This is a genomic window from Acinetobacter sp. KH_038 (assembly GCF_057839405.1).
The window spans coordinates 3,020,539-3,044,944 of sequence record NZ_CM174489.1 but is presented as its reverse complement, the minus strand read 5'-3'; the positions used below and the strand labels follow the sequence as shown (position 1 = coordinate 3,044,944).

At 45.1% G+C, this 24,406-nt stretch carries 19 protein-coding genes and 1 pseudogene; 9 read left to right on the top strand and 11 right to left on the bottom strand.

Going from position 1 to position 24,406, the window contains the following annotated elements; genetic code table 11:
- Positions 1 to 6: 6 nt before the first annotated feature.
- The 6 genes from AC3IT7_RS14465 (at position 7) to galE (ending at position 8,017) form a co-directional block, all read left to right on the top strand.
- Positions 7 to 1,176, top strand: a complete 1,170-nt coding sequence (locus tag AC3IT7_RS14465; RefSeq protein ID WP_489248922.1) for a DegT/DnrJ/EryC1/StrS family aminotransferase — start codon at positions 7 to 9, stop codon at positions 1,174 to 1,176.
- A gap of 130 nt (positions 1,177 to 1,306) precedes the next feature.
- Positions 1,307 to 3,181 carry a polysaccharide biosynthesis protein gene (locus tag AC3IT7_RS14460; protein ID WP_489248921.1) on the top strand — a complete coding sequence of 625 codons (1,875 nt, stop codon included), beginning with the start codon at positions 1,307 to 1,309 and terminating at the stop codon, positions 3,179 to 3,181.
- Positions 3,182 to 3,193: 12 nt separating this feature from the next.
- Positions 3,194 to 4,072: a UTP--glucose-1-phosphate uridylyltransferase GalU gene (galU, locus tag AC3IT7_RS14455; RefSeq protein ID WP_489248920.1), complete on the top strand. Its 879-nt coding sequence runs from the start codon at positions 3,194 to 3,196 to the stop codon at positions 4,070 to 4,072.
- Positions 4,073 to 4,084: 12 nt separating this feature from the next.
- Entirely contained in the window at positions 4,085 to 5,341 is a 1,257-nt protein-coding gene (locus AC3IT7_RS14450) for a nucleotide sugar dehydrogenase (RefSeq protein ID WP_489248919.1), read from the top strand.
- Between the two features lie 35 nt (positions 5,342 to 5,376).
- Positions 5,377 to 7,008: a glucose-6-phosphate isomerase gene (gene pgi / locus AC3IT7_RS14445; protein ID WP_489250025.1), complete on the top strand. Its 1,632-nt coding sequence runs from the start codon at positions 5,377 to 5,379 to the stop codon at positions 7,006 to 7,008.
- The gene (galE, locus tag AC3IT7_RS14440; RefSeq protein ID WP_489248918.1) at positions 7,001 to 8,017 is read left to right on the top strand and encodes a UDP-glucose 4-epimerase GalE; all 1,017 of its coding nucleotides are present in this window, start codon (positions 7,001 to 7,003) and stop codon (positions 8,015 to 8,017) included. The genes pgi and galE overlap by 8 nt, the downstream gene beginning before the upstream one ends.
- Before the next feature lie 72 nt (positions 8,018 to 8,089).
- On the opposite strand, the gene AC3IT7_RS14435 is transcribed toward galE, so the two are convergent.
- From AC3IT7_RS14435 to AC3IT7_RS14390, 10 genes are all read right to left on the bottom strand, one after another.
- Positions 8,090 to 9,460 (bottom strand): phosphohexomutase domain-containing protein, encoded by a 1,371-nt coding sequence (locus tag AC3IT7_RS14435; RefSeq protein WP_489248917.1) that lies wholly within the window; start codon positions 9,458 to 9,460, stop codon positions 8,090 to 8,092.
- A gap of 59 nt (positions 9,461 to 9,519) precedes the next feature.
- On the bottom strand, positions 9,520 to 11,358 hold the full coding sequence (gene glmS, locus AC3IT7_RS14430) for a glutamine--fructose-6-phosphate transaminase (isomerizing) (protein WP_489248916.1): 1,839 nt from the start codon (positions 11,356 to 11,358) through the stop codon (positions 9,520 to 9,522).
- A gap of 12 nt (positions 11,359 to 11,370) precedes the next feature.
- Entirely contained in the window at positions 11,371 to 12,735 is a 1,365-nt protein-coding gene (gene glmU / locus AC3IT7_RS14425) for a bifunctional UDP-N-acetylglucosamine diphosphorylase/glucosamine-1-phosphate N-acetyltransferase GlmU (protein WP_489248915.1), read from the bottom strand.
- A gap of 20 nt (positions 12,736 to 12,755) precedes the next feature.
- Complete coding sequence (locus AC3IT7_RS14420; RefSeq protein ID WP_475653360.1) at positions 12,756 to 13,277, bottom strand: phosphatidylglycerophosphatase A family protein; 522 nt, start codon at positions 13,275 to 13,277, stop codon at positions 12,756 to 12,758.
- On the bottom strand, positions 13,255 to 14,172 hold the full coding sequence (thiL, locus tag AC3IT7_RS14415; protein ID WP_489248914.1) for a thiamine-phosphate kinase: 918 nt from the start codon (positions 14,170 to 14,172) through the stop codon (positions 13,255 to 13,257). Before thiL ends, AC3IT7_RS14420 begins: the two co-directional genes overlap by 23 nt.
- Positions 14,173 to 14,190: 18 nt before the next feature.
- Positions 14,191 to 14,640, bottom strand: coding sequence for a transcription antitermination factor NusB (gene nusB, locus AC3IT7_RS14410; protein ID WP_475653362.1), 450 nt, complete (start codon positions 14,638 to 14,640; stop codon positions 14,191 to 14,193).
- Between the two features lie 4 nt (positions 14,641 to 14,644).
- Complete coding sequence (gene ribH / locus AC3IT7_RS14405; RefSeq protein ID WP_004280926.1) at positions 14,645 to 15,115, bottom strand: 6,7-dimethyl-8-ribityllumazine synthase; 471 nt, start codon at positions 15,113 to 15,115, stop codon at positions 14,645 to 14,647.
- An 18-nt stretch (positions 15,116 to 15,133) separates the two neighbouring features.
- Positions 15,134 to 16,249, bottom strand: a complete 1,116-nt coding sequence (gene ribBA, locus AC3IT7_RS14400) for a bifunctional 3,4-dihydroxy-2-butanone-4-phosphate synthase/GTP cyclohydrolase II (protein ID WP_489248913.1) — start codon at positions 16,247 to 16,249, stop codon at positions 15,134 to 15,136.
- Positions 16,250 to 16,661: 412 nt separating this feature from the next.
- Complete coding sequence (gene exaC / locus AC3IT7_RS14395) at positions 16,662 to 18,173, bottom strand: acetaldehyde dehydrogenase ExaC (protein WP_489248912.1); 1,512 nt, start codon at positions 18,171 to 18,173, stop codon at positions 16,662 to 16,664.
- A 348-nt stretch (positions 18,174 to 18,521) separates the two neighbouring features.
- Positions 18,522 to 19,484: an alpha/beta hydrolase gene (locus AC3IT7_RS14390; protein WP_489248911.1), complete on the bottom strand. Its 963-nt coding sequence runs from the start codon at positions 19,482 to 19,484 to the stop codon at positions 18,522 to 18,524.
- A gap of 294 nt (positions 19,485 to 19,778) precedes the next feature.
- On the opposite strand from AC3IT7_RS14390, the gene AC3IT7_RS14385 reads away from it, so the two are divergent.
- From AC3IT7_RS14385 to AC3IT7_RS14375, 3 genes and pseudogenes are all read left to right on the top strand, one after another.
- Positions 19,779 to 21,479: an NAD-dependent malic enzyme gene (locus AC3IT7_RS14385; protein ID WP_489248910.1), complete on the top strand. Its 1,701-nt coding sequence runs from the start codon at positions 19,779 to 19,781 to the stop codon at positions 21,477 to 21,479.
- 473 nt (positions 21,480 to 21,952) lie between these two features.
- A pseudogene (locus AC3IT7_RS14380) lies at positions 21,953 to 22,644 on the top strand (GntP family permease); the annotation flags it as partial.
- Between the two features lie 37 nt (positions 22,645 to 22,681).
- Positions 22,682 to 23,467 (top strand): 3-hydroxybutyrate dehydrogenase, encoded by a 786-nt coding sequence (locus AC3IT7_RS14375; RefSeq protein WP_489248909.1) that lies wholly within the window; start codon positions 22,682 to 22,684, stop codon positions 23,465 to 23,467.
- 434 nt (positions 23,468 to 23,901) lie between these two features.
- Here AC3IT7_RS14375 and AC3IT7_RS14370 read toward each other — a convergent pair whose 3' ends face one another.
- Positions 23,902 to 24,363, bottom strand: a complete 462-nt coding sequence (locus AC3IT7_RS14370; protein WP_489248908.1) for a MaoC family dehydratase — start codon at positions 24,361 to 24,363, stop codon at positions 23,902 to 23,904.
- Between the last annotated feature and the right edge of the window lie 43 nt (positions 24,364 to 24,406).

The window sequence follows — 24,406 nt, the reverse complement described above, 5'->3', positions numbered from 1 at the left end:
AACATCATGTTAAACACTGCATTTGAACCATGGCCAAGTTTTACCCAGCAAGAAGCGGATGCGGTTTCCCGGGTTTTATTGTCGAATAAGGTCAACTACTGGACCGGACAGGAATGCCGTGAATTTGAAAAAGAATTTGCCCAGTTTGCAGAAACCAAATATGCAGTAGCTTTAGCCAATGGAACAGTTGCTCTGGATGTTGCACTTAAGGCATTAGGCATTGGTGCAGGGGATGATGTGATTGTCACCTCACGAACCTTCTTGGCCTCGGCTAGCTCGATTGTGACTGTTGGGGCAAATCCGATTTTTGCCGATATTGAACTGGATTCACAGAATATCTCTGCTCAAACTATTGAAGCAGTACTTACTCCAAATACCAAAGCGATTATCTGTGTGCATCTGGCAGGCTGGATGTGCGATATGGATCCGATCATGCAATTGGCTGCCGATAAAGGCCTGTATGTGATTGAAGACTGTGCACAGGCGCATGGCGCGAAATATAAAGGTAAATCGGCCGGTTCAATTGGTCATGTCGCAGCCTGGTCCTTCTGTCAGGACAAAATCATGACCACAGGTGGTGAAGGCGGTATGGTCACCACCAATGATGAAGAGCTGTGGAAAAAAATGTGGTCCTATAAAGACCATGGCAAGAATTTTGACAGTATTTATAACAAGCAGCATCCACCGGGTTTCCGCTGGTTACATGATTCTTTTGGTACCAACTGGCGCATGATGGAAATGCAGGCGGTGATTGGTCGTATCCAGCTGCAAAAAATGCCGGAATGGACTCGGAAACGCACTGAAAATGCTAAAAGAATCTTGGCCTGTTTTGAGGATAGCCCTTATTTTACCGTACATACACCAGATGTCGACTATACGCATGCCTGGTATAAGTGCTATGTGCAAGTCAATACGGAGGCTTTGCCAGCAGACTGGTCACGTGACCGGATTATGGCAGAAATTACTGCTTTAGCTGTACCATGTTTTAGTGGATCTTGCTCAGAAGTCTATTTAGAGCATGCTTTCGATGCTACGCCATGGCGACCAGTGCAGCGTTTGCAGAATGCACAAAAACTGGGCGAAACCAGCTTAATGTTCCTAGTACATCCGACGTTAACAGAAAATAATATTCAAATAACTGAAAATGCCCTGCGACAAGTGATTAGTCGCATATAATCTATCCATGATTCAATCACGTAGAATGCACTTATGGGTGCATTCGATAAATTTACCCAAGCTTCAATTTAATCATTCTAATACTTAAATTGGATTGAAACTTATAAGTACTATTGAGAAGACACATCACGTGAAGTCCATCATTCTGCCACTTGTTGAATCTCCACGTTCAGCAAAACTCGCATTTTTAGTTATTTTAGATTTCTGTATATTCCCGATCCTGATCTGGCTGTGTTATGCCATCCGCCAGTTTGACCTCGGTGCAGAGGTTGTGCCGAATATTCCTTTTGGCTCGGTTTGGGTGAGTACGATAGCAGTCTTTATGTTGTTTATTTGTGGCGTATACCGTTTTATTGTACGGACTTTTAATGAGTTTTTTATTGTTAAATTGGGTCTGGCCACGATATTAAGCGTGATCGGATTGTACTTGCTGGCTTATGGCACCCATGCTTTTATTCCGACATCTATTCCCTTGATGTTCGGCTTTATGATGTTTGCCTGGGTCTGGTTTAGTCGTGGTGTGATTCGTTTTGTCGTACAGTCCTATTTAAAGTCAGGTGTACCTAAAAAACGCATTGCGATTTATGGGGCAGGTTATGCCGGGCAGCAGGTGGCAGCCACTTTAAACCGCTCTAATGAGCATCTACCGATTCTATTTATTGATGATGATCCTTCTTTAAACGGCCAGAATATTGGGGGTATTCAAGTTTATTTGCCAGATATAGCGCTGAAATATCTGACTAAATTAAAAATTAGTGAAATTTTAATTGCTCTACCTTCAGTAGGGCGGATACGTAAAAGTGAAATTATCAAGTTTTTAGAACCGGCCCATCTTAAAATTACTGAAATTCCGGGTCTGACCAAGCTGGTCGATGGTGAAATTCGTATTTCCGATATTCAGGAAGTTGATATTGTGGACTTACTGGGCCGTGATCCTGTGCCACCGGTTGCAGAGCTGTTAGCCAAAAATATTCAAGATAAAGTGGTAATGGTGACAGGTGCGGGTGGCTCCATTGGTTCCGAACTGTGTCGTCAGATTATTAAAAATCAGCCGGCCAAGATTATTATTTATGAACTGACAGAATTCGCCTTATATAGTATTGATAAAGAATTACGTCTGACTGCCACGTGTGACATTATCCCAATTCTGGGTTCTGTACTGGATGAGCGCAAGCTGGAGCGGGTGATTGAACAGTACGGCGTGCAAACGGTTTATCATGCGGCGGCTTATAAACATGTGCCACTGGTGGAGTGTAATCCACTGGCTGGCCTGAAAAATAATGCGGTGGGAACAGCATTCAGTGTCAATGCGGCAGTGAAAAAAGGCGTTGAAACTTTTGTTCTGATCTCAACCGATAAAGCGGTACGTCCAACCAATGTGATGGGTGCGACCAAACGTATGGCAGAGCTGTATTGTCAGGCCATGGCGGAAGCTCAGGATCAGACCCAGATCAGTATTGTGCGCTTTGGTAATGTGCTCGGTTCTTCTGGCTCAGTGGTGCCGCTGTTTAAACAGCAGATTGCCAAAGGTGGCCCGATTACCGTGACCGATCCCGAAGTGACCCGGTTCTTTATGACCATTCCGGAAGCTTCGCAACTGGTGATTCAGGCCGGTGCTTTGGGAACCGGTGGCGATGTATTCTTGCTGGATATGGGGGAACCGGTGCGGATTCAGGATCTGGCACGACAAATGATTTCACTGAGTGGACTCAAGGTTCGTGAGGACAAAAATCCAAATGGCGATATTGAAATTCAATATACCGGCTTGCGTCCAGGTGAAAAATTATACGAAGAGCTGCTGATTGACGAAGAAAATACAGAAATTACTGCACATACCCGTATTCTAAGATCGGTGGAAAAGCATTATCCATTGGCAGAAATTCTGGAGGTCTTTAATCAGATCCATGAGCTTTCAGCGACGCAGCCCGATATTGAATGGGCATTGACCCAGCTGGAATACTATGTCGATGGTTATGTCCGTGGTAACGAAATTCAAGTTAACTAGGTTTTTATAAATATGATCAAGAAAGCAATTCTTCCTGTGGCAGGTTTGGGTACACGTTTTTTACCAGCCAGTAAATCAATTCCCAAAGAAATGGTGACTGTGGTCGATCGTCCTGCAATTGAGTATGTAGTACGTGAAGCCGTAGCTGCCGGGATTGAGCAGATTATTCTGGTGACACATTCTTCCAAGGCATCGATTGAAAATTACTTTGATCGTAACTTCGAGCTAGAAACCACGCTTGCGCAAAAAAACAAAACCGATTTACTCAAAGAAATTACTGAAATTTTACCGGCAGGTGTCAGTATTATTAGCGTACGTCAACCGCAGCCATTAGGTTTGGGGCATGCGGTACTGTGTGCTAAAGCCGTGATTGGTGAAGATGACTTTGCGGTCCTGCTTCCTGATGTTCTGGTGAAAGACACTCAGACTCAGAATGACTTGAGCTTAATGATTCAGCGCTATGAAGCCTCTGCAGCAGCACAAATCATGGTCGAAGCTGTGCCTGACCATCTGGTGGATCAATATGGCATTGTCGATGTGGCAGAGTCACCTGCCGAAGGTCACAGTATTGTGATGCAAGGAATTGTCGAGAAACCAGCAGTCGGGACGGCACCATCGAATCTGTCTGTGGTGGGACGTTATATCCTGCCGGCAAAAATCATGCAGCTGTTGGAACAGACACCACGCGGGGCGGGCAATGAAATCCAGCTCACCGATGCGATTGCCATGTTGCAGCAGACTGAAGCGGTTGAAGCCTATCGTATGAAAGGTCAAACTTTTGACTGTGGGAACAAGCTCGGCTATTTAAAAGCGGTTTTACATTATGGTGTGGATCATCCCAAGCTTGGTCACGAGTTTAAAGTATTGATTCAGGAACTGGCATTCGAATAACAAAGGGATACTATGAAAGTCGCGGTACTGGGAAAAACCTTATTTTCAGGGGTCATTGCGGCCCTTCTAGCTGAATGTGGTCATCAGGTGGTGTGGTGTAACAGCTTCAGTAGCGATGATCCGGCACGGACTTATTTTCAGGATGAAGCACTGCAAGCATTGCTGCAAAAACAGGAAAAATCCGGCTTTTTAAACTGTTGTGATTTTCAGCATCTGGATTTCAATCAGGATGCTTTTTTCTTTAGTTTTAATGCAACTGAAGAACATATGGCATTGCAGATGCTGGATACCATCCGGCATGCCTGTTTTGCCCATCCCAAACTGATGATCAATGCCTCGACTTTTGGCTTGCACGGAACGCAACGTTTTCAGCAACTTCTGCCAAATGATGACTGGATTTACCTGCCGGATATCATTCAGGAAGGCAATGCGATTCGAAGTTTTATGCAGGCCAGCCAGCTGATCGTCGGCTGTGACCAACCGGATGCACAGCTTAAAATCAGAGAGCTGTTACGGCCCTTATTTCCGCGTGCACAGCAGTATCTGTTTATGCCGGTACTGGATGCCGAATTTACCAAACTGAGTATTTCCGGCATGCTCGCTACCCGGATCAGTTATATGAATGATCTGGCCAGTGTGGCAGAAAAACTTGGCATCGATATTGAGCAGGTACGTCAGGGCATGGCGGCAGATAACCGGATTGGTTCGGCTTATCTGTTTCCGGGCGTAGGTTTTGGTGGCGAAAACTTCTCGCATGATATCCGGACCCTTACTCACGCTGTGGCAGATTCCGGGGTGAAAAACCAGCTGTTAGAGCAGGTCTGGGAAATTAACGAACAACAAAAAGAATTGCTGTTTCGCAAACTCTGGAATTATTTCCGTGGTGATTTACAAGGCAAAGTGGTGGCGATTTGGGGCGCAGCCTTTAAAGAAAACACCCCGAGCATCCAGCAATCTCCGGTGCATGCCATGCTGACCGCATTATGGGCGCAGGGCGTGACAGTCAAACTGCATGATCCACAGGCACTGGCCAATATTGAAAAGGTCTATGGCGCACGGGAAGATTTTATCCTGTGTGAAGATCAATATCAGGCCGTCGAAGGTGCAGATGCCTTGTGTCTGATGACCGCCTGGAAACAGTATGGCAGTCCGGATTATCCTTATCTGATTAAACTGATGCAGCATCCACTGATTCTAGATGGGCGTAATCTGTATGATCCGGCTTATATCAAGGCACGTGGTTTTAATTATATTGGGGTAGGTCGCTAATGTTGAGCCAGCTTAATCCAGATCCAAATCCTGAAATGGTGTATCAGAAACTCGCCTCGAGCAAACAGCAACTTGATGCGGTTCATCTGCGAGAACTGTTTGCCGCCGATCCCCAGCGTTTTAACCAGTATTCGATCCAGTTTGAACAACTGCTATTCGATTACAGCAAACACAGAATCAATGACAAGGTGATGCAGGGCCTGATTGAATGGGCGGATGCACAGAACCTCAGATCCTGGATCGGATCTTTATTTTCCAATCAGGCAATCAACTATACCGAGCAGCGTGCAGCCATGCATTGGGCCTTACGCTTACCGGCACAGGATCAGCAACATGCCGATCTGGCCGCTGATGTGCATGCGCAACTTGAGCGTATGTATGCCTTGGTAGAGCAAATTCATGCCGGACAGCGCCGTGGTGCTACCGGTGAAGTGATTCAGGATGTGGTCAATATCGGGGTTGGTGGTTCAGATCTTGGGCCGTTGATGGTCACGCATGCCTTATCTGATTTTAAATATCAGTCTGCCCAGCCACTTAACGTACATTTTGTTTCGACCATGGATGGCAGCCAGCTGTCCGAGTTGTTGCATCAGCTGCGTCCGGAAACCACGCTGTTTATCATTTCGTCCAAATCATTTGGCACGATTGATACCCTGACCAATGCCCAGACTGTACGCCTGTGGCTGGAAAAAGCATTGGGTCAGCATCCTTATATTCTCAAGCATCATTTTATCGGGGTATCGACCAAACCGGAGAAAATGACAGCGTGGGGGATTGCTCCAGAAAACCAGCTGTTGTTATGGGACTGGGTTGGAGGGCGTTATTCGCTGTGGTCGTGTATCGGATTGCCGATTGCCTTGAGTATCGGAATAGACGGTTTTAAGCAGCTGCTGGCGGGTGCACATGCAGTAGATCAGCATTTTCAGTATCAGCCTTTTGAACAGAATATTCCGGTCTTGATGGGACTTTTGGGGGCCTGGAATAACAATTTCCTGGATATTCAGACCCATGCCATCCTGCCTTATGATGGGCGGCTAAAGTACTTTGCTTCCTACTTGCAGCAGCTGGAAATGGAATCGAATGGCAAGTCGATCCAGCGCAATGGTGAAAAAGTGCAGCTGGATACCTGTCCGATTATTTGGGGAGAGGTTGGGCCGAATGCGCAACATGCTTTCTATCAACTCCTGCATCAGGGAACTCAATCAGTCAGCTGTGACTTTATTGCCCCGGTAGAGCGCTATAACAGTCAGCAATATACCTATGCCGATAGTGCTGAGGCATTAATCGAGCAGCATCATTTGGCATTGTCGAATTGTCTGGCGCAATCGCGTTTACTGGCTTTTGGTAATGAAGCGCTGGATCAAAATGAATTGGCGAGCTTGCCGGCTTATAAGCAGTATGAAGGCAACCAGCCGAGCAGTACCTTGTTGTTGCAAGAACTGAATCCCTATAGTCTGGGCATGCTGATTGCATTGTATGAGCATAAGGTGTTTGTTCAATCAGTGCTGTGGAACATCAACCCATTTGATCAATGGGGCGTGGAAAAAGGCAAGGAAATTGCCAACCAGTTGCTGCCTATTTTGAATGGTGAACAGTCTGAGCTAGGTGGTCTGGATGGCTCAACTCAAGGTTTAATTAACATTTTATTAGGGAAGCAGCATGGCTAAAATTCTGGTAACGGGCGGGGCAGGCTATATTGGTTCGCATACTTGTGTTGAGTTATTAAATGCCGGCCATGAGGTGGTGGTTTTAGATAATCTTTGCAATAGCGCTGCTGAGTCTTTAAATCGGGTGCAACAGTTGACCCAAAAAAGCCTGACATTTATACAAGGTGATATCCGTGATGCTCAATTATTAGATCAGGTATTTCAGCAACACTCGATTGATGCAGTGATTCATTTTGCCGGGCTTAAAGCCGTCGGAGAAAGCCAGCAAATACCATTGGCTTATTTTGACAATAATATTGCCGGTTCAATCAGCCTAGTTCAGGCGATGCAGCGCGCGCAGGTTTTTAAACTGGTGTTTAGTTCGTCGGCTACTGTGTATGGTGATAATAATCCGTCACCTTTAAACGAAGAAATGCCGACTGGCATGCCAACCAATAACTATGGCTATACCAAGCTGATTGTGGAGCAGCTCTTAGAAAAGTTGTCTGTGGCGGATGAACGTTGGTCGATTGCCTTATTACGTTATTTTAATCCGGTCGGCGCGCATAAAAGTGGCCAGATTGGAGAAGATCCACAAGGTATTCCCAATAACCTGATGCCTTTTGTGACTCAAGTGGCAGTCGGTCGTCGTGAAAAGCTATCTATTTTTGGTCATGATTATGACACGGTGGATGGGACTGGTGTGCGCGATTATATACACGTAGTCGACTTAGCCAATGCACACTTATGTGCTCTCAATAATCGTTTAACTGCGCAAGGTTGCCGTGCCTGGAATATTGGTACAGGTAATGGCATTTCAGTGCTACAAGTTAAAGATACTTTTGAGCAAGTAAATGGGGTTGCGATTGCATTTGAATTAGCCCCTCGTCGCGAAGGCGATGTGGCCACCTGTTTTGCAGACAATACCCGTGCAGTCCAAGAGTTGGGCTGGCAACCTCAGTATGGTTTAGAGGACATGCTCGCTGATAGCTGGAACTGGCAGAAGCAGAATCCGAATGGCTATCGTTAAAATCTTTATAGCGATATAAATAAAAATGGGAGCAACATTGCTCCCATTTTTATTGTGTTTGATACCAAAAGCTTAACTCTGGATCAGCTGAGTCAATTCATCGACATAGTCCTGCATTGGTCGCGGGTTATGATCCCGACGGCTTTCAATATTCAGACGCAATAGCGGTTCAGTATTCGATGCCCGCACATTAAAACGCCATGCATCAAAATTAAGACTGACCCCATCGGTCTGATCGATCTCCGGCTGCTGATTGGCATAATGATCGAAAAGTTTTTGGATGGTCGCTTGGGTATCTGCGACTTTAAAGTTGATTTCACCACTGCATGGGAACTTGGCGATCATCTCTTCTACCAAAGAAGATAAGGATTTTCCTGTTTCAGACAGTACTACTATCGCCAGTAACCATGGAATCATGCCGCTATCGCAATAGGCAAAGTCACGGAAATAATGATGTGCACTCATTTCACCGCCATAGGCCGCATTATGCTCACGCATCACATCTTTAATAAAGGCGTGACCTGACTTGGACTGAACCGTGATCCCTTGATATTGCTCTACAATATCCAGTGTATTCCAGACCAAACGCGGATCATGTACAATTTTTTCGCCAGATTGCTTTAGCAAGAAGGCTTGAGCCAGAAGGCCGACAATATAATAGCCTTCAATAAACTGGCCTTTTTCATCGAACAGGAAGCAGCGGTCAAAGTCACCATCCCAGGCAATGCCCATATCTGCGCCATACTGAATGACCGCATCACGGGTGCTGTCACGGTTCTCAGTTAAAATCGGGTTGGGAATCCCGTTCGGGAAAGTGCCGTCAGCTTCATGATGAATTTTGATAAATTCAACCGGAATATTGAGTTCTTTAAATTTTACTTCGATTGCATCAATAACATGACCTGCTGCACCATTACCCGCATTCACCACCAGTTTCATTGGGCGGATTTTGGCTGGATCAATATAGGTCGTCAGGTGCTCGATAAACTCGGGCAGGATATTGTATTTTTCGGTACGGCCTTTATTGCTGACTTCAATAAATTCACCTGATTCTGCCAAAGCCTGAATCTCTTTGAGACCGGTATCCGCACTGATAGGACGGGCATTTTCTCTCACCAGCTTCATGCCATTATAGTCCATCGGATTATGGCTGGCTGTGACTTCAATCCCGCCTTGAACATCGAGATGAAATGCGCCGAAATAAACTTCTTCAGTGCCGGTCATCCCCAGATCCAGTACATTGACACCGGCATCATTCAAACCACGAATCGTGGCCTGTTTTAGGCCTTCACTGCTGAGACGTATATCACAGCCAATCACTACAGTCTTCGGTTGATAAATCTGTCCGTAGGCACGACCAATTTTATAGGCGATGTCTTCATTCAGCTCGCTACCAAGTTTGCCGCGAATGTCATAGGCTTTAAAGCAAGTCAGTTGTGTCATTGATAGGCTCTCCATTTAAAAGAAAAAAGGCCAGTTCCCCAGCCTTAATTCAATTTTTATTATTCCACCGTGACCGATTTTGCCAGATTACGTGGCTGATCCACATCGGTACCACGCAGTACTGCTACATGATAAGAAAGCAATTGTACCGGGATGCTATATACAATCGGTGCCAAGACAGCATCGACTGCCGGAATATGTACCACATGCTGGCGCTCTTTGGCTTTAATACCACTATTTTCGTCAGCAAAGACAAACAGTTCACCACCACGTGCCTGAACTTCTTCCATATTGGATTTCAGTTTATCCAGCATGTCATCCTGCGGCGCGAGGATGACCACCGGCATGTCATTATCCACTAGGGCCAATGGACCATGTTTCAGCTCACCTGCCGCATAACCTTCGGCATGAATATAGGAGATTTCTTTCAGCTTGAGTGCACCTTCCAGTGCGATCGGGAAATGCGTACCACGGCCCAAGAACAGGCAATGCTGTTTTTCTACGAACAGCTCAGAAAGACCTAAAATCTCATTATCATGACGCAAGGTATCCAGAATCACTTTAGGCATATGCCAAAGTCCAGTGGTGATTGCCGTCATGTTTTCTGTAGAAATCGTATTTTTCACAGAACCGATTTTCAGTACCAGCAGCATCAATGCAGCAAGTTGCGTGGTAAAAGCTTTGGTTGAAGCCACACCAATTTCAGGGCCAGCCAGGGTCAACAGGCTATGCTGAGTTTCACGTACCATTGATGAAGTGGCCACGTTACAGATCGTCATCGTGGTGATATCCAATCCTTTGGCAACGGCACGCTTCTGTGTATCACGTAATGCAGCCAAGGTATCGGCAGTTTCACCAGATTGGGAAATACATACATATAGCGTGTTATTCACAATAACTGGCGTGCGATAACGGAATTCGCTGGCAATCTCGACCTGACAAGGCAGATCAATCAGCTGTTCAAACCAGTACTTGGCGATCATGCCAGCATGGTAACTGGTACCGCAGGCAATAATCTGGATTTGCTGGATTTTGGAGAAGTCTTGTTCTGCACTGGCAAGGAAGTCTTCGCGCAGCTCATTGCCATTCAAGGCTTGCGAAATCGTCTGCTTGATCGCTTCAGGCTGCTCATAGATTTCTTTGAGCATGTAGTGCTTGTATTCACCTTTAGAGGCATTGCTGACTGCAGCGTCCAGTTCCTTGACCGGGCGATCGACCAGCTGGCCATCGACAAAAACTTCAATGGTATTGCGGGTCAAACGTGCAATATCACCTTCTTCCAGATAGATAAAGCGGTTGGTAATCGGAAGTAGGGCCAGCTGGTCAGAACTGATAAAGTTTTCGCCAATCCCGACACCAATCACCAGTGGAGAACCTTCACGCACGGTAATCAGTTCATCTGGATGGTCAGTATGCACGATGCCCAGTGCATAAGCACCTTTGAGCTGCGGAACCACCTGACGTACAGCTTCCAGCAGGCTTGGGGTGGATTTCAATGCATCATTGACTAAATGTGCGACGACTTCTGTATCGGTCTGGGAGGTAAATACATAACCCAAAGCTTCAAGATCGTCTTTAAGCTCTTGATAGTTCTCAATAATACCATTATGAACCACTGCCACATTTTCAGAAATATGCGGATGGGCATTTTCTTCGGTCGGCTTGCCATGGGTTGCCCAGCGTGTATGTGCAATGCCGAGTGAACCGCTAATCTGTGATTCATTCACGGCCTGTTCAAGGTTCGCGACCTTGCCCACACGACGCTCACGCAGGACCTGGCTGTTATTAATGAGTGCCAGACCGGCAGAATCATAGCCGCGGTATTCCAGGCGTTTTAAGCCTTCAATTAAAATGCTGGTAATGCTACGTTCCGCAATGCCACCGACGATACCACACATAATTTTTTCCTCTTATTTCTTGATTTTTTGCGGACGTGGATAATTTTCTTTCTCAAATTGCTTTGAGCGTTCTACCGCCAAACTGTTGTCTGCCACATCACGGGTAATGGTGGAGCCTGCGCCAACTGTAGCACCGTTGCCAATTTTCACTGGGGCAACCAATGAACTGTTGGAACCAATGAAGGCCTGATCCCCAATAATTGTTTTAAATTTGTTGGCACCATCATAGTTACAGGTAATGGTTCCTGCACCAATATTTGAACCGGCACCAATTTCAGCATCGCCCAGATAGGTGAAGTGATTGGCTTTCGAGCCGAGTCCGATCGTGGTATTTTTGACTTCGACGAAGTTACCGATATGCACTTCATTGGCCAATGTCGCGCCTGGGCGCAGCCGTGCAAAAGGTCCAATTTGAGTATTTTCACCCACAATGGCATTGTCGAAAATACTATAAGGCTGCACCTTGGTTCCAGCTGCAATTTTACTATTCTTGATGATACAGCCAGCACCAATTTCAACATGGTCGCCCAGTTCGCAATCACCTTCAATAATCACATTGATATCAATGCGAACGTCTTGCCCCACTTTAACTGAGCCACGCAAATCAAAACGGCTCGGATCAATCAGATGCACACCTTGCTGCATCAGTTGTTTGGCTTGAAATGCCTGGAATTGACGCTCTAAGGCTGCCAGTTGTACCCGGTCATTAACACCTTCAACTTCAAAGGCTTGCTCAGGTTCAACAGAAGCCACCTGCATGCCATCGGCCAGTGCCATTGCCACGATATCAGTCAGGTAATATTCGCCTTGTGCATTGTCATTGCTTAAATTTGGCAACCATTGATGTAACTTGGCATTGCTGACTGCATAAATGCCGGTATTGATTTCCTTGATCTGACGCTGCTCTTCGGAAGCATCTTTGTGCTCGACAATGGCCTGGATCTGACCATTTTTACGTACAATACGGCCATAACCATTGGCATCTGGCAGGGTCAGGGTCACCAGACCAATACCGCTTGCTGCAGTGGCATCGAGTAATTTTTGTAAGGTCACTGGGTTAATACAAGGCACATCACCGGAAAGAATCAGCGATACGCCATCTTGAGGTAGAACCGGCAACGTCATTTGTACTGCATGACCGGTTCCCAGCTGTTCAGCCTGTTCAACCCATTTAATCTCTTGCTGGGCAAATGCCGTCTGAACGCGATCACCGCCATGACCATAAATGGTAATAATATTTTCTGCGTTTAATTTTTTTGCGGTGTCAATGACATGACCCAGTAAAGCACGTCCTGCAAGTGGTTGTAATACTTTCGGTAAGCTGGAACGCATCCGCGTGCCTTTACCTGCAGCAAGAATAATAACTGTCGTTGACATGTTCTAATCCTAAATATGGCTTATGCCACAGTGAAGTAAAAATAAATCAAGATACAAAGCGCTGCCCATAGCCCGGCAATAATGTCATCCAGCATGATGCCGAAACCACCTTCCACCTGACGGTCAATGACCCGGATCGGCCAGGGCTTCCAGATATCAAACAATCTGAATAGCGCGAAACCGGTCAGCAACCATAACCAGTTCATCTGGCCGATATAGATCAGGGGTAAGAACGTAATCGACTGTCCGGCAAATTCATCCCAGACAATACGTCCATCATCATGCACGCCCATGACCTTGGCAGTACGCCCGCAGATATATATGCCAATCAGGGACATGATGGCAATGGCAAAAACACTATTTAAAAAACCCAGACTGAACCACAGCGGAACAAATAACAGGGCAAAAGCAGAGCCAAAAGTGCCTGGAGCTTTAGGCACCAGACCGGAACCAAAACCGACCCCGCTAAATACAATCAGTCGGTCAGTCCATGACATGGCTTTAAAATTAATCGCAGGTTTATGCAAAATGTTGATACCCATTAAATTGAAGTGAATGATCTACGCCATTTTTTTCAAAAGTTAAGCCTGGTTGCTGCTGAATCGTGCCGATGATACTAATCGAAACATCAAGTTGTTTTTGCAATAATTTTTCGTAATTTTGCGGGCTTATTGTAAAACATAATTCATAGTCATCACCACCGGCCAGTGCGTATTGCCATTTTTGTGCATCACTTAAAGCCTGCAGGGGCGGGCTGAGTGGCAAGTGTTCCAGTTGCAGCTTGGCACCGACTTGCGAGGCTTGAAGAATATGTCCAAGATCTTGGGCTAAACCATCTGAAACATCAATCATGCTATTGGCCAGGCCTTTGAGGGCGGCACCAAGCTGACAGCGTGGCGTCGGATAATCCAGACGTTCTTGTAGAGGGTGTCCCAGATGTTGCAGGGCAAAAGCGGCATCACCGACAGTGCCACTGACACAAACCAGATCACCGGCTTGAGCGCCAGAGCGTGGCACCGCCTGACCGGTGTCGACCCAACCGAGTGCAGTGACAGATAAAGTGAGATGTGGGCTTTGGGTGGTATCACCACCAATTAAACTCACCCCAAATTGATCGCAGCAATCGTACAAACCCTGACTAAATGCTTTTAGCCAGTCATGATCAATTTGGGGTAGGCTCAATGCCAATAAAATACTGTGCGGAGTTGCACCCATCGCGGCAATATCAGATAAATTGACGGCGACAGCTTTCCAGCCAATGGCATGTGGATTTGTATCTAAGGGGAAATGGCGTCCCGCAACCAGGGTGTCGGCACAGATGACCAGTTGTTGCTGGGGCGGAGGGGTGAGCAAGGCTGAATCGTCACCGACCCCTAAATCGACAGAATTGGCATTCTTGCGATTGAAATAGGTATCGATAATCGAAAATTCAGCCATACAACAATTCGACTTTAATTAGTTGGCTTGTTGCTTTTCTGCTACACGTAAGGTTGTCGCTAAACGATCCAATACACCGTTGATGTATTTATGGCTGTCTGCACCGCCAAAATGTTTAGCCAGCTCGATCGCTTCATCTAGAACCACGCGATATGGAATCTCAAGATGTTCTTTGAGTTCATAGGCGCCCAGACGTAAGGTTGCAAGCTCGACGCCATCCAGGGCGCTAAGTTCGCGATCGAGTACCGGAATTAAGAGCGCATCCAATGCTTCATGATTGGCAACCACTTGAGTCAACAATTCATGATAATAGCTCAGATCCACTTTGTGCATGGCATTTTCCACACGCGTACGTGCTTCAATTTCATGTACCGGATTGTGGCTCATTTGCCATTCATAAATTCCTTGTACAGCAAAGCGACGTGCTTTACGTTTTGCTGCATAAGTTGCTTGAAGTGTTTGCGACATAGCGTTAAATAGCCTTTAACAAGTTAACCATTTCAATCGCAGTCAGGGCAGCTTCGCTACCTTTATTGCCTGCTTTTGTTCCAGAGCGTTCAATCGCTTGTTCAATACTGTCCGTAGTGAGTACACCATTGATCACAGGTAAGCCAGTGTCCAGGCCAACCACGCCCAAACCTTTGGCACATTCGCCCGCAACGAAATCGAAGTGAGGTGTGCTACCGCGAATCACGGCGCCCAGCGCAATGATGGCATCGAAACGATCTGAAGCTGCCAGTTTTTTTGCAACTACAGGAAGTTCCCAGGCACCAGGGGCATGAACAACAGTGATATTATCCTCTGATACACCATGACGTTTCAATGTATCAATGGCACCTTCTAACAGATGTTCAACCACAAAGCTGTTAAAACGACCAACTAAAATCGCATAACGGTCTTCGTTCGCGAGATGTAACATACCTTCAATACGGCGAACTGCCATAACAACCTCGATAATTTCTTAAGATGTGTGTTGTGCGGTGATGTATTCCACCACTTCTAAGTTAAAGCCGGATAGTGCATTGAAGCGTAATGGAGAGCTGAGTAGCTTCATTTTTTCAACGCCCAAATCACGTAAAATTTGTGCACCCACACCAATGGTCTGATACTGCTGAGAGAGTGCAGCATTTGATTTTACATTTTTTGGTGCTTTTAGGGTATCTAATGCTGGGCCCAGATCCTGCAAATGACGCTGACCGATCCAGACCAGCACACCGCGATCACTGCTGGAAATTTCTTTCAGGGCACGGTCCAGATTCCAGGCCGGTTCGCCGTCCTGTTTATTGAGCTTGAGCAAATCGCGGGTCGGGTTAAAACCATGTACACGCACGGTGGTTACGCCGTCTTTAGGCTCGCCCTTGACCAAAGCCAAATGAATATCCGGATTGCCGACTTCCTGATAACGATACAGGTCAAATGTACCGTATTCGGTATCAATGCTCTGTTGATCAAGACGTTCAACAGTTTGTTCATTGGTCATGCGGTAATGAATCAGGTCGGCAATTGTTCCGATTTTCAGGCCATGCTTTTCTGCAAAGACTTCCAAATCTGGGCGACGTGCCATGCTGCCATCTTCATTAATGATTTCACAAATGACAGAGGCAGGTTCAAGACCGGCAAGACGCGATAAATCACAGCCTGCTTCAGTATGGCCAGCACGGTGCAATACACCACCTGGCTGTGCCATGAGCGGGAAAATATGTCCTGGCTGTACGATATCTGCCGGTTTGGCGTGTGCTGCTACCGCAGTTTGAATCGTGTGCGCACGTTCAGCCGGAGAAATACCGGTAGAAATACCTCGCGCTGCTTCAATCGACAGGGTGAAATTGGTCCCGTGCTGGGCGCCATTGGCATCTACCATTAATGGCAGATTCAACTGCTGGCAACGCTCTTTACTTAAAGTCAGACAGACCAGACCACGCGCATGGGTGATCATGAAGTTGATGTCCTCAGGACGTACGTGCGTGGCAGCAATAACGAGGTCGCCTTCATTTTCACGATCTTCATCATCCATCAGGATGACCATTTTTCCTGCACGGATATCTGCTACAAGCTCTTCTACAGTATTGAGCGGCATCAACCTTCACCTTCTTTTTTGATCTTGATCAGACCGAATCATGACATTATTGGGTACATAGTCTAACGCTTTTTGCGCAATTTTGCCTATGCTTATTGGTTTCCCTATAGTGGTTCATTGTTATACACAGTCTTGCGAAGCATGAAAAGCCGGCTTTAAATGAAAGCTTGGGCTTTATGCAGGTTTTTTGAACGATTAAAATGCATAAAAATTGAAAAACTTAGGTGAAATCAGCATAAGCACTGGCTTTTCAGCTATTTTCCCAAGTGTTTTATCCTGACGGCATAATTTAATAAAAATAAACTCAAGTTATGGAAAAATACTGAAATCCCGGAAAATTTTGCCCTGAGCTGCATAGCTTGAAGATCGTCCAGAAAAAGCGGACCCCAGTCCGCTTTCAGCTGATATGTTTTTAGAAGAATCCTGCCGGTTTGGTTGAATAGCTGACCAACAGGTTCTTGGTTTGTTGATAATGATCCAGCATCATTTTATGGTTCTCACGCCCGATCCCGGATTTCTTGTAGCCACCGAATGCGGCATGTGCCGGGTAGATGTGATAACAGTTGGTCCAGACCCGACCGGCCTGAATGGCACGACCAGCCCGATAAGAGGTATGTGCCGAACGTGACCAGACCCCGGCACCGAGTCCATAAATGGTATCGTTGGCGATCTTGATCGCATCATCAAAATCTTTGAAAGTGGTGACAGCCAGTACCGGCCCAAAGATCTCGTCCTGAAAGGTCTTCATGTCATTGGTGCCTTTAAAAATGGTCGGTTCAATATAGAAACCTTGTCCCACTTCCTGGCGCGCTTCACCGCCAGTCAGGATTTGTGCGCCCTCTTCGCGACCAGTGGCAATGCAGCCCAGAATCTTGTCCTGCTGTTCTTGTGAGGCCTGCGCACCAATCATGGTGTCCGTATCCAGGGGATGGCCGGTCTTGATGCGTTGTACCCGTTCCACTGCACGCGCCAAAAACTCATCGGCAATACTTTCCTGTACCAAGGCACGCGAAGGACAGGTACAGATTTCCCCCTGATTCAGCGCAAACATGGCAAAGCCTTCCAGTGCCTTATCCAGATAATCATCTTCCTGATCCATGATATCAGCAAAGAACAGATTCGGTGATTTACCACCGAGTTCCAGCGTTACCGGAATAATATTCTCTGTGGCATATTGCATGATCATCTGGCCGACAGCTGTCGAGCCGGTAAAGGCGATTTTGGCAATGCGTGGATTGGTCGCCAGGGGACGACCGACTTCAACGCCGTAGCCATTGACGATGTTCAGCACGCCGGGTGGTAAAATATCCTGAATCAGTTCGGCCACAACTAAAATACTGACCGGGGTTTGCTCTGCAGGTTTCAGCACAATACAGTTGCCAGCAGCCAGTGCCGGAGCCAGTTTCCAGGCTGCCATCAGGATCGGGAAGTTCCATGGAATGATCTGACCGACTACGCCGAGTGGTTCATGGAAATGATAAGCAATGGTATCTTCATCAATTTCGGAAATGCCACCTTCTTGCGCACGGATACAGCCGGCAAAATAACGGAAATGATCAATCGCCAGCGGAATATCGGCGGCCAGCGTTTCACGGATCGGTTTGCCATTGTCCCAGGTTTCTGCCACAGCCAGCAGTTCCAGATTTTGTTCCAGGCGATCGGCAATTTTCAGCAGGATATTGGAACGGGTGGTCGGTGAGGATTTGTTCCACTGTTCTTTGGCCTTGTGTGCTGCATCGAGTGCCAGTTCGATATCTTCCACAGAAGAACGCGGGACTTTGCTAAAGACTTTGCCATCTACCGGAGAGATATTGTCAAAATATTCGCCCTTGACTGGAGCGACCCATTCGCCGCCAATGAAGTTGTCATATTGTGCTTTAAATTGAATTTTTGAACCGTCAGTATTGGGATCTGCATAACGCATACTATTATTCCTTTATATGATTGTTATTGGTGCAGGCTAAGCACATGCCATGCTTGGTAAAATGCCTTAGCTTCAGCAGTCAGCTCTACTATAAAGACGGAAAAAGACCGGTGTTTGCTTGTTTACAGACTTGCTACAAAAGACAACATTTCGATCATGCAGAATAAAAAAGAAAATTGATATTTAATAATCGCTTAAAATCAAAATTAGATATTTTTAGCGATGAAAAAATCGAAAAATTTATCTATTTGGTCAGGTAAAAAATTACATTAAGCGCTGTTATACTCTTCAATCACAGTACCCGATAGCAAAGCGCATGACAGCAATTATCTTTTGTCGTGATTTGAGTTAAAGCCCTTTGGTATTTAGCCATTGAAACAGCTGCTGATAAACCTGTTCACGTACGGCCGGTTTTGAAAGCACCAGATCATGCAGACCATTTTGAATACTTTGTACTGTGATATCGCCTTTTATTTTTTTAGCCTGTTTCTGAATATCTTTGACTCCCAGAATCACATCACTGCTCTCTGCCGCCGTGCCCCACTTTTTCGGATAGCGGGTCTGATGTGAATGCATGATCAGTACCGGAATATCAAGCTGGATACCGCGATGAATTTCTTTTTGTGCCTCATGAATGGCCCGAATGAAACTGATCCGCACCATTGGATAACGGCTCTTTTTCCAGTCCAGATTGAAGTCCCATTCGCCTTTTAAATCTTTGTGCAGACTGGTGGCATACCATTTGTTTAACTCGCTCGGAAATTTTAAATCGGGAAAGCTTTTTGCCAGTCTGCTGAGCTGTGGAATACCCAGCGCACGTTTGATCGGATTCATATTAAAGTCATAAAATGGACTATTCACCCACAGCGCTTGAATTAATGGATGATCGGGATGGTGGGCTGCGTACAGGGTTGTGGTCAGGCCGCCAGTAGAATGACCGCAGAGCAGGGCCGCATCGTGACCTTCGGCTGCGATAATATCCAGTGCCTGGGTGATTTCGGCATCATATTCAGACAGGTCATGCACGTTATAATATTTTTGCTGCGGCAGAATCGAGCGGCCGTATTTCCTTAAATCCAGGGCATAAAAATCAAAACCTTGCTGGTTAAAACGTTCTGCCATGTCGGTCTGGAAAAAATAATCAATAAAGCCATGAATATACAAAACTGCTTTATGACTGGGTTGCCCGGCTTTTTTACGGATCAGTGTGGCTACAACTTTACCCTCATAATCATCAGGAAAGTTGAGTATTGCCTGTTCATAGCCCGGGCCTAAAATATCAGGTTGATAAAGTGGCTGAAATTCATTCATTGTTATACTCATACATCTTATTAAATTTATGCTTTATCCTTGATGAGCTCAGGTATTTTGTCAAACAGATCTTCTTTGTATTTGCATTTACAGATAAAAAGAAAGTGATTCTTGCAGAATCGGCCCAGAACCTGTCCTGCTTAGGTGGGTTATCAGATTATAAAATCCTGCTAAAAGCATTATCAATTTACTAAATGCCCCAAAACAGCAAAATCAGGATAGGCTATATAAAATAACGATAGTAATGTCATTGTGTTCGGCGAAATGCTGAAGATTGATTAGATGAGTTAAATAATGCCTAGAGAAAATTTGAACAGTAAACGTCCTTTATATATTCCGTATGCTGGAAATACCTTATTAGAACTCCCACTACTGAACAAAGGTTCTGCATTTACTGAAGAAGAACGTAGAAACTTTAATTTGCACGGTTTAATTCCTCGTGTCACCGAGACCATTGAGGAGCAGAGTCAGCGTTCTTATCAGCAATACTCTGCTTTTAATAGTGATATTAATAAACATATTTATTTGCGCAATATCCAGGACACCAATGAAACCCTGTTTTATCATCTGATTGAAAATCACCTCAGTGAGATGATGCCGATTATCTATACCCCGACTGTGGGCGAAGCATGTCAGCGCTTTTCCGATATCTATCGCCGGCATCGCGGAATCTTTATTTCCTATCCGGATCGTGACCAGATCGACCAGATTATTCACAATATCAATAAAAAGAATGTGAAAGTGATTGTGATCACCGATGGCGAGCGCATTCTGGGTCTAGGCGATCAAGGGATTGGCGGTATGGGGATTCCGATTGGTAAATTAGCGCTTTACACTGCCTGTGGTGGAATCAGTCCAGCGTATACCTTGCCGATCACTCTGGATGTCGGCACCAATAACCAGCAGTTGTTGAATGACCCGATCTATATGGGCTGGCGTGAGCCACGGATCAGTGGCGATGAATATTATGCTTTTGTCGAGATGGTGATTCAGGCTATTCAACAGCGCTGGCCAGATGCCTTGATTCAGTTTGAAGATTTTGCCCAGAAAAATGCCATGCCTTTACTGGAAAAATACCGTGATCGGATCTGCTGCTTTAATGATGATATTCAGGGAACCGCTGCGGTTTCTGTCGGTAGTCTGATTGCCGCTTCACGTGCAGCAGGCAAGCAGCTTAAAGATCAGGTTGTGACCTTTCTAGGTGCAGGTTCTGCCGGTTGCGGGATTGCCGAACAGATCATTAAACAAATGGTGGCTGAAGGATTAAGTGATGCTGAAGCACGGGCCCGCGTATTTATGGTTGACCGCTTTGGTTTGATCACGGAAAACCAGCCAAATTTACTGGATTTTCAACGTAAACTGGCACAACCCCTAGACAATGTAGAGCACTGGGCGGATGCCGAAGCCATGATTTCCTTATTGGATGTGGTGAAACATGCCAAGCCGACAGTACTGATTGGCGTATCGGGGCAACCGGGTTTATTTACTCAGGAAGTGATTGAAGCCATGGCAGAAAATAGCGGGCAGCCGATTATTTTCCCTTTATCGAATCCGACGTCTCAGGTAGAAGCCGTGCCGGCAGATATTTTGCAATGGACCCAGGGGAAGGCACTGATTGCAACAGGCAGCCCATTTGCTCCAGTGAATTATCAGGAACAGATTCATCATATTTCACAATGCAATAACTCTTATATCTTCCCTGGAATCGGGTTGGGTGTGATTGCTTCGGGAGCGAAGCGGGTGACTGATAATATGTTGATGGCTTCCAGCAATGCTTTGGCAGACTGTTCGCCTAAACTTAAAGATCCGCAGGCGGATTTATTGCCAAGTCTGGATTGTTTGCAGTCTATTTCGAAGCAGATTGCGTTAAAAGTGGCGCTGGCTGCCATTGAAGATGGTGTGGCAGCGAAAGTGCCTGTAGAAGAGTTGCAGTTGGCGATTGAGCAGAACTTCTGGACACCACAATATCGTGATTATCAGCGGGTCACTTTTTAAGTATACATGCAGATCAACTCTGGCTAGGGGCTTGTTTTTGCTCTGGTCAGAGTGGTGCTGATGAATAAATTAAGCATAAAAAAAGCCCCCATCTTGCGATGGGGGCTTTTTGAATCTGGAGCAGGAAAGGAGACTCGAACTCCCGACCCCAACCTTGGCAAGGTTATCGAGATTTTTTTCATTAATTGATATTAACTATAAGTATTTGATTTAATTATTAGTATTCGGTTTTTTAGAGTGAAATTTTGATCAATTAAGATCGTTTGAGGTTGTTTTGGTCACTTTATTTTGATAGGGATTTTTATGATGAATAATAACAATATGTGATTTAATATAATGTTGATTAATCATCATATGGATGGTTTATATTCAATTCAGTAAATGAATATTATGCTTAATCCCATTTTGGATCATCTGGAGGGTTTCTGATCGAATCTGCTCAGGTAACATGTTTCGAGTGATTTTATTGAATCGGTTTTACCGCCCGTCAGTGGTTGGCTTTCATATCGCTGATTTTAGTTGCTGTAACCAATAAATATTTATCAACTGCGATTAAAGAATGCTACCCAAACGGCTTTGACTTCAATGTGCTTGGACTTGCGGCCTCTACCATGGATATTGCCAAAATATCTACGATTTGTGCGGTAGGTTTAGCCTGAATTGTAGGAATTATTGTTGCTATTTTATTTGATTTCAGCCGTGTATATAGGGTTTCAAGAAGGTATAAATGCCAGTATTAATGGTTCATTCTGAATATGGTTTTGGTGTAATCATTGTTACATTGCCTATTTGCGATTCTTAGCCATGCATTAGGTAAGCCCTTTACCAACCCGCTGGTCAATGGTGTGGTCACCACGACGGTTTTGGCTGGGGTGACAGGTTCAGCTTCTGGCGGTATGAGTATCGCTTTAAGCCACAATGGCGGACCAGTACAATGCTGCGTTTTAGCGCTGGCAATCCCACCTGAAGTATGATGCACCGTATTGTTGCTATGACATCAGGCGGTATGGACACCTTAGCGCATAACAGAGCGGTGATAACCTTGCTTGTAGTGCCAGGTTTAACCCATAAACAATCTTATAAAGACATTTTTGGCATCACGATTATTAAAACCATCGCGGTATTTGTTGCCATTGTCGCCTTCACTTGGTTTGGTATTGTTTAAGGCTGTTGAATGAAAAAAGAAGATAACGGAGTACATGATGAGTCAACTGTTAAAAGATAAAGTTGCATTTATTACTGGTTCAGCCAGTGGTATTGGACAGGAAATTGCAAAAAAATTTGCCACTGAGGGTGCTAAAGTTGTCATTTCAGATGTGAACGCAGAGAAGTGCGCTGAAACTGTGGCTGCACTTCAAAAAGAAGGCTTTGACGCATTGTCTGCACCTTGCGATGTGACAGATGAAGAGGGGTATAAAGCAGCCATTGAACTGACTCAAAAAACTTATGGTCGTTTGGATATTTTAATCAATAATGCAGGTGTTCAACATGTTGCCGTGATTGAAGAATTTCCAACCGCAGTGTATCAAAAGCTAATAAATGTCATGTTGGTGGGTTCGTTTATTGGCATCAAGTATGCATTTCCCATAATGAAAGCGCAGCAGTTTGGTCGTGTCATTAATATGGCTTCGATTAATGGTTTAATTGGATTTGCAGGTAAGGCGGGCTATAACAGTGCCAAACATGGGGTGATTGGTTTGACCAAAGTCGCAGCTTTAGAATGTGCCCGTGATGGCATCACAGTGAATGCTTTATGTCCGGGTTATGTTGATACACCATTGGTACGCGGTCAAATTCATGACTTGGCTAAAATACGAAATGTCAGTGAACAAAACGCTTTAGAAAATGTGATTTTAGCGATGGTGCCACAAAAACGTTTATTGAGTGTGGACGAAATTGCAGATTATGCGATTTTCCTTGCCAGTGATAAGGCGGGTGGTGTGACAGGACAAGCTGTGGTAATGGACGGTGGTTATACTGCCCAATAAGTTTAAGTTATTCTAATTTGAAAATCTAAAACAGCCTTGGAGGTTTAGATCCGAGACTGTTTTAGCGAGCGGAGTTTTTCATGGATTTACATCATCGTGAACTATAAAATCTGGTCAAGAATGATAAGAGCAGAAATTTTGTTTTGTCGAATTTATATTAATTAGAATTTACAATCGACTGCAATGAACCAATCATTACTGCGTAATTGAGATGACTACTAACTCCAATGATCCTTGGTATTCCACTTACAGAACTAGCTAAACAAATTTTGGGCATATTTGAAAATGAAACTAAATGCCTAGATTCTTAGACAAATATTAGAGTTTTAACTCGCTAATTAACTTTAACTAAAATATGGATCTAATCCTCCATTATTCATGCACCAATAAAGGATTAAATCTATGTGTAAAGGGTTTGAAATTATTGAATGCAGCTAAACCTTTGTTGTCGCTGCATCCAATGCCGCTTGCCCTACTTCTGTGGGGCTAGGTACGTATAATTCTGCTTCGCCCTCAATCACCCTTTCGCCATTTATGTTGCAAATGGTGTCAAAGTAAACCCGTTTCCGTTCATGATCAACTTTGGTTACTGTAGCGATAACATCAACACTGTCACCCACATAAACCGGTTTTAAAAATCGCAAATTATGATTGACGTAAATTGCACCAGGGCCTGGAAGGTGCAAGCCAAAAATAGGTGAGAAAAAACTCGCGGTTAAAAAACCGTGTGCGATAGGGCGTTTGAATTTGGTTTGCGCGGCATAAATTTCATCATGATGTATAGGATTCTTATCACCACATAACTTTATAAATTGAGCCACTTTTTCTGCGTCTATAGTGCGGGTTAAGGTATGGGATAAACCTACATGAAAGTCATCTATGTGAGCCAATTTCATATTTAATCCTTAAAAATGGATACAGGACGCTTTGTAGCATCCT

Bases quoted from the DNA above. Each gene is read 5' to 3' on its own strand.
- AC3IT7_RS14465 (WP_489248922.1), top strand. From the start codon at position 7: ATGTTAAACACTGCATTTGAACCATGGCCAAGTTTTACCCAGCAAGAA.
- galU (WP_489248920.1), top strand. From the start codon at position 3,194: ATGATCAAGAAAGCAATTCTTCCTGTGGCAGGTTTGGGTACACGTTTT.
- AC3IT7_RS14450 (WP_489248919.1), top strand. From the start codon at position 4,085: ATGAAAGTCGCGGTACTGGGAAAAACCTTATTTTCAGGGGTCATTGCG.
- pgi (WP_489250025.1), top strand. From the start codon at position 5,377: ATGGTGTATCAGAAACTCGCCTCGAGCAAACAGCAACTTGATGCGGTT.
- galE (WP_489248918.1), top strand. From the start codon at position 7,001: ATGGCTAAAATTCTGGTAACGGGCGGGGCAGGCTATATTGGTTCGCAT.
- AC3IT7_RS14435 (WP_489248917.1), bottom strand. From the start codon at position 9,460: ATGACACAACTGACTTGCTTTAAAGCCTATGACATTCGCGGCAAACTT.
- glmS (WP_489248916.1), bottom strand. From the start codon at position 11,358: ATGTGTGGTATCGTCGGTGGCATTGCGGAACGTAGCATTACCAGCATT.
- glmU (WP_489248915.1), bottom strand. From the start codon at position 12,735: ATGTCAACGACAGTTATTATTCTTGCTGCAGGTAAAGGCACGCGGATG.
- AC3IT7_RS14420 (WP_475653360.1), bottom strand. From the start codon at position 13,277: ATGGGTATCAACATTTTGCATAAACCTGCGATTAATTTTAAAGCCATG.
- thiL (WP_489248914.1), bottom strand. From the start codon at position 14,172: ATGGCTGAATTTTCGATTATCGATACCTATTTCAATCGCAAGAATGCC.
- nusB (WP_475653362.1), bottom strand. From the start codon at position 14,640: ATGTCGCAAACACTTCAAGCAACTTATGCAGCAAAACGTAAAGCACGT.
- ribH (WP_004280926.1), bottom strand. From the start codon at position 15,115: ATGGCAGTTCGCCGTATTGAAGGTATGTTACATCTCGCGAACGAAGAC.
- ribBA (WP_489248913.1), bottom strand. From the start codon at position 16,249: ATGCCGCTCAATACTGTAGAAGAGCTTGTAGCAGATATCCGTGCAGGA.
- exaC (WP_489248912.1), bottom strand. From the start codon at position 18,173: ATGCGTTATGCAGATCCCAATACTGACGGTTCAAAAATTCAATTTAAA.
- AC3IT7_RS14390 (WP_489248911.1), bottom strand. From the start codon at position 19,484: ATGAATGAATTTCAGCCACTTTATCAACCTGATATTTTAGGCCCGGGC.
- AC3IT7_RS14385 (WP_489248910.1), top strand. From the start codon at position 19,779: ATGCCTAGAGAAAATTTGAACAGTAAACGTCCTTTATATATTCCGTAT.
- AC3IT7_RS14375 (WP_489248909.1), top strand. From the start codon at position 22,682: ATGAGTCAACTGTTAAAAGATAAAGTTGCATTTATTACTGGTTCAGCC.
- AC3IT7_RS14370 (WP_489248908.1), bottom strand. From the start codon at position 24,363: ATGAAATTGGCTCACATAGATGACTTTCATGTAGGTTTATCCCATACC.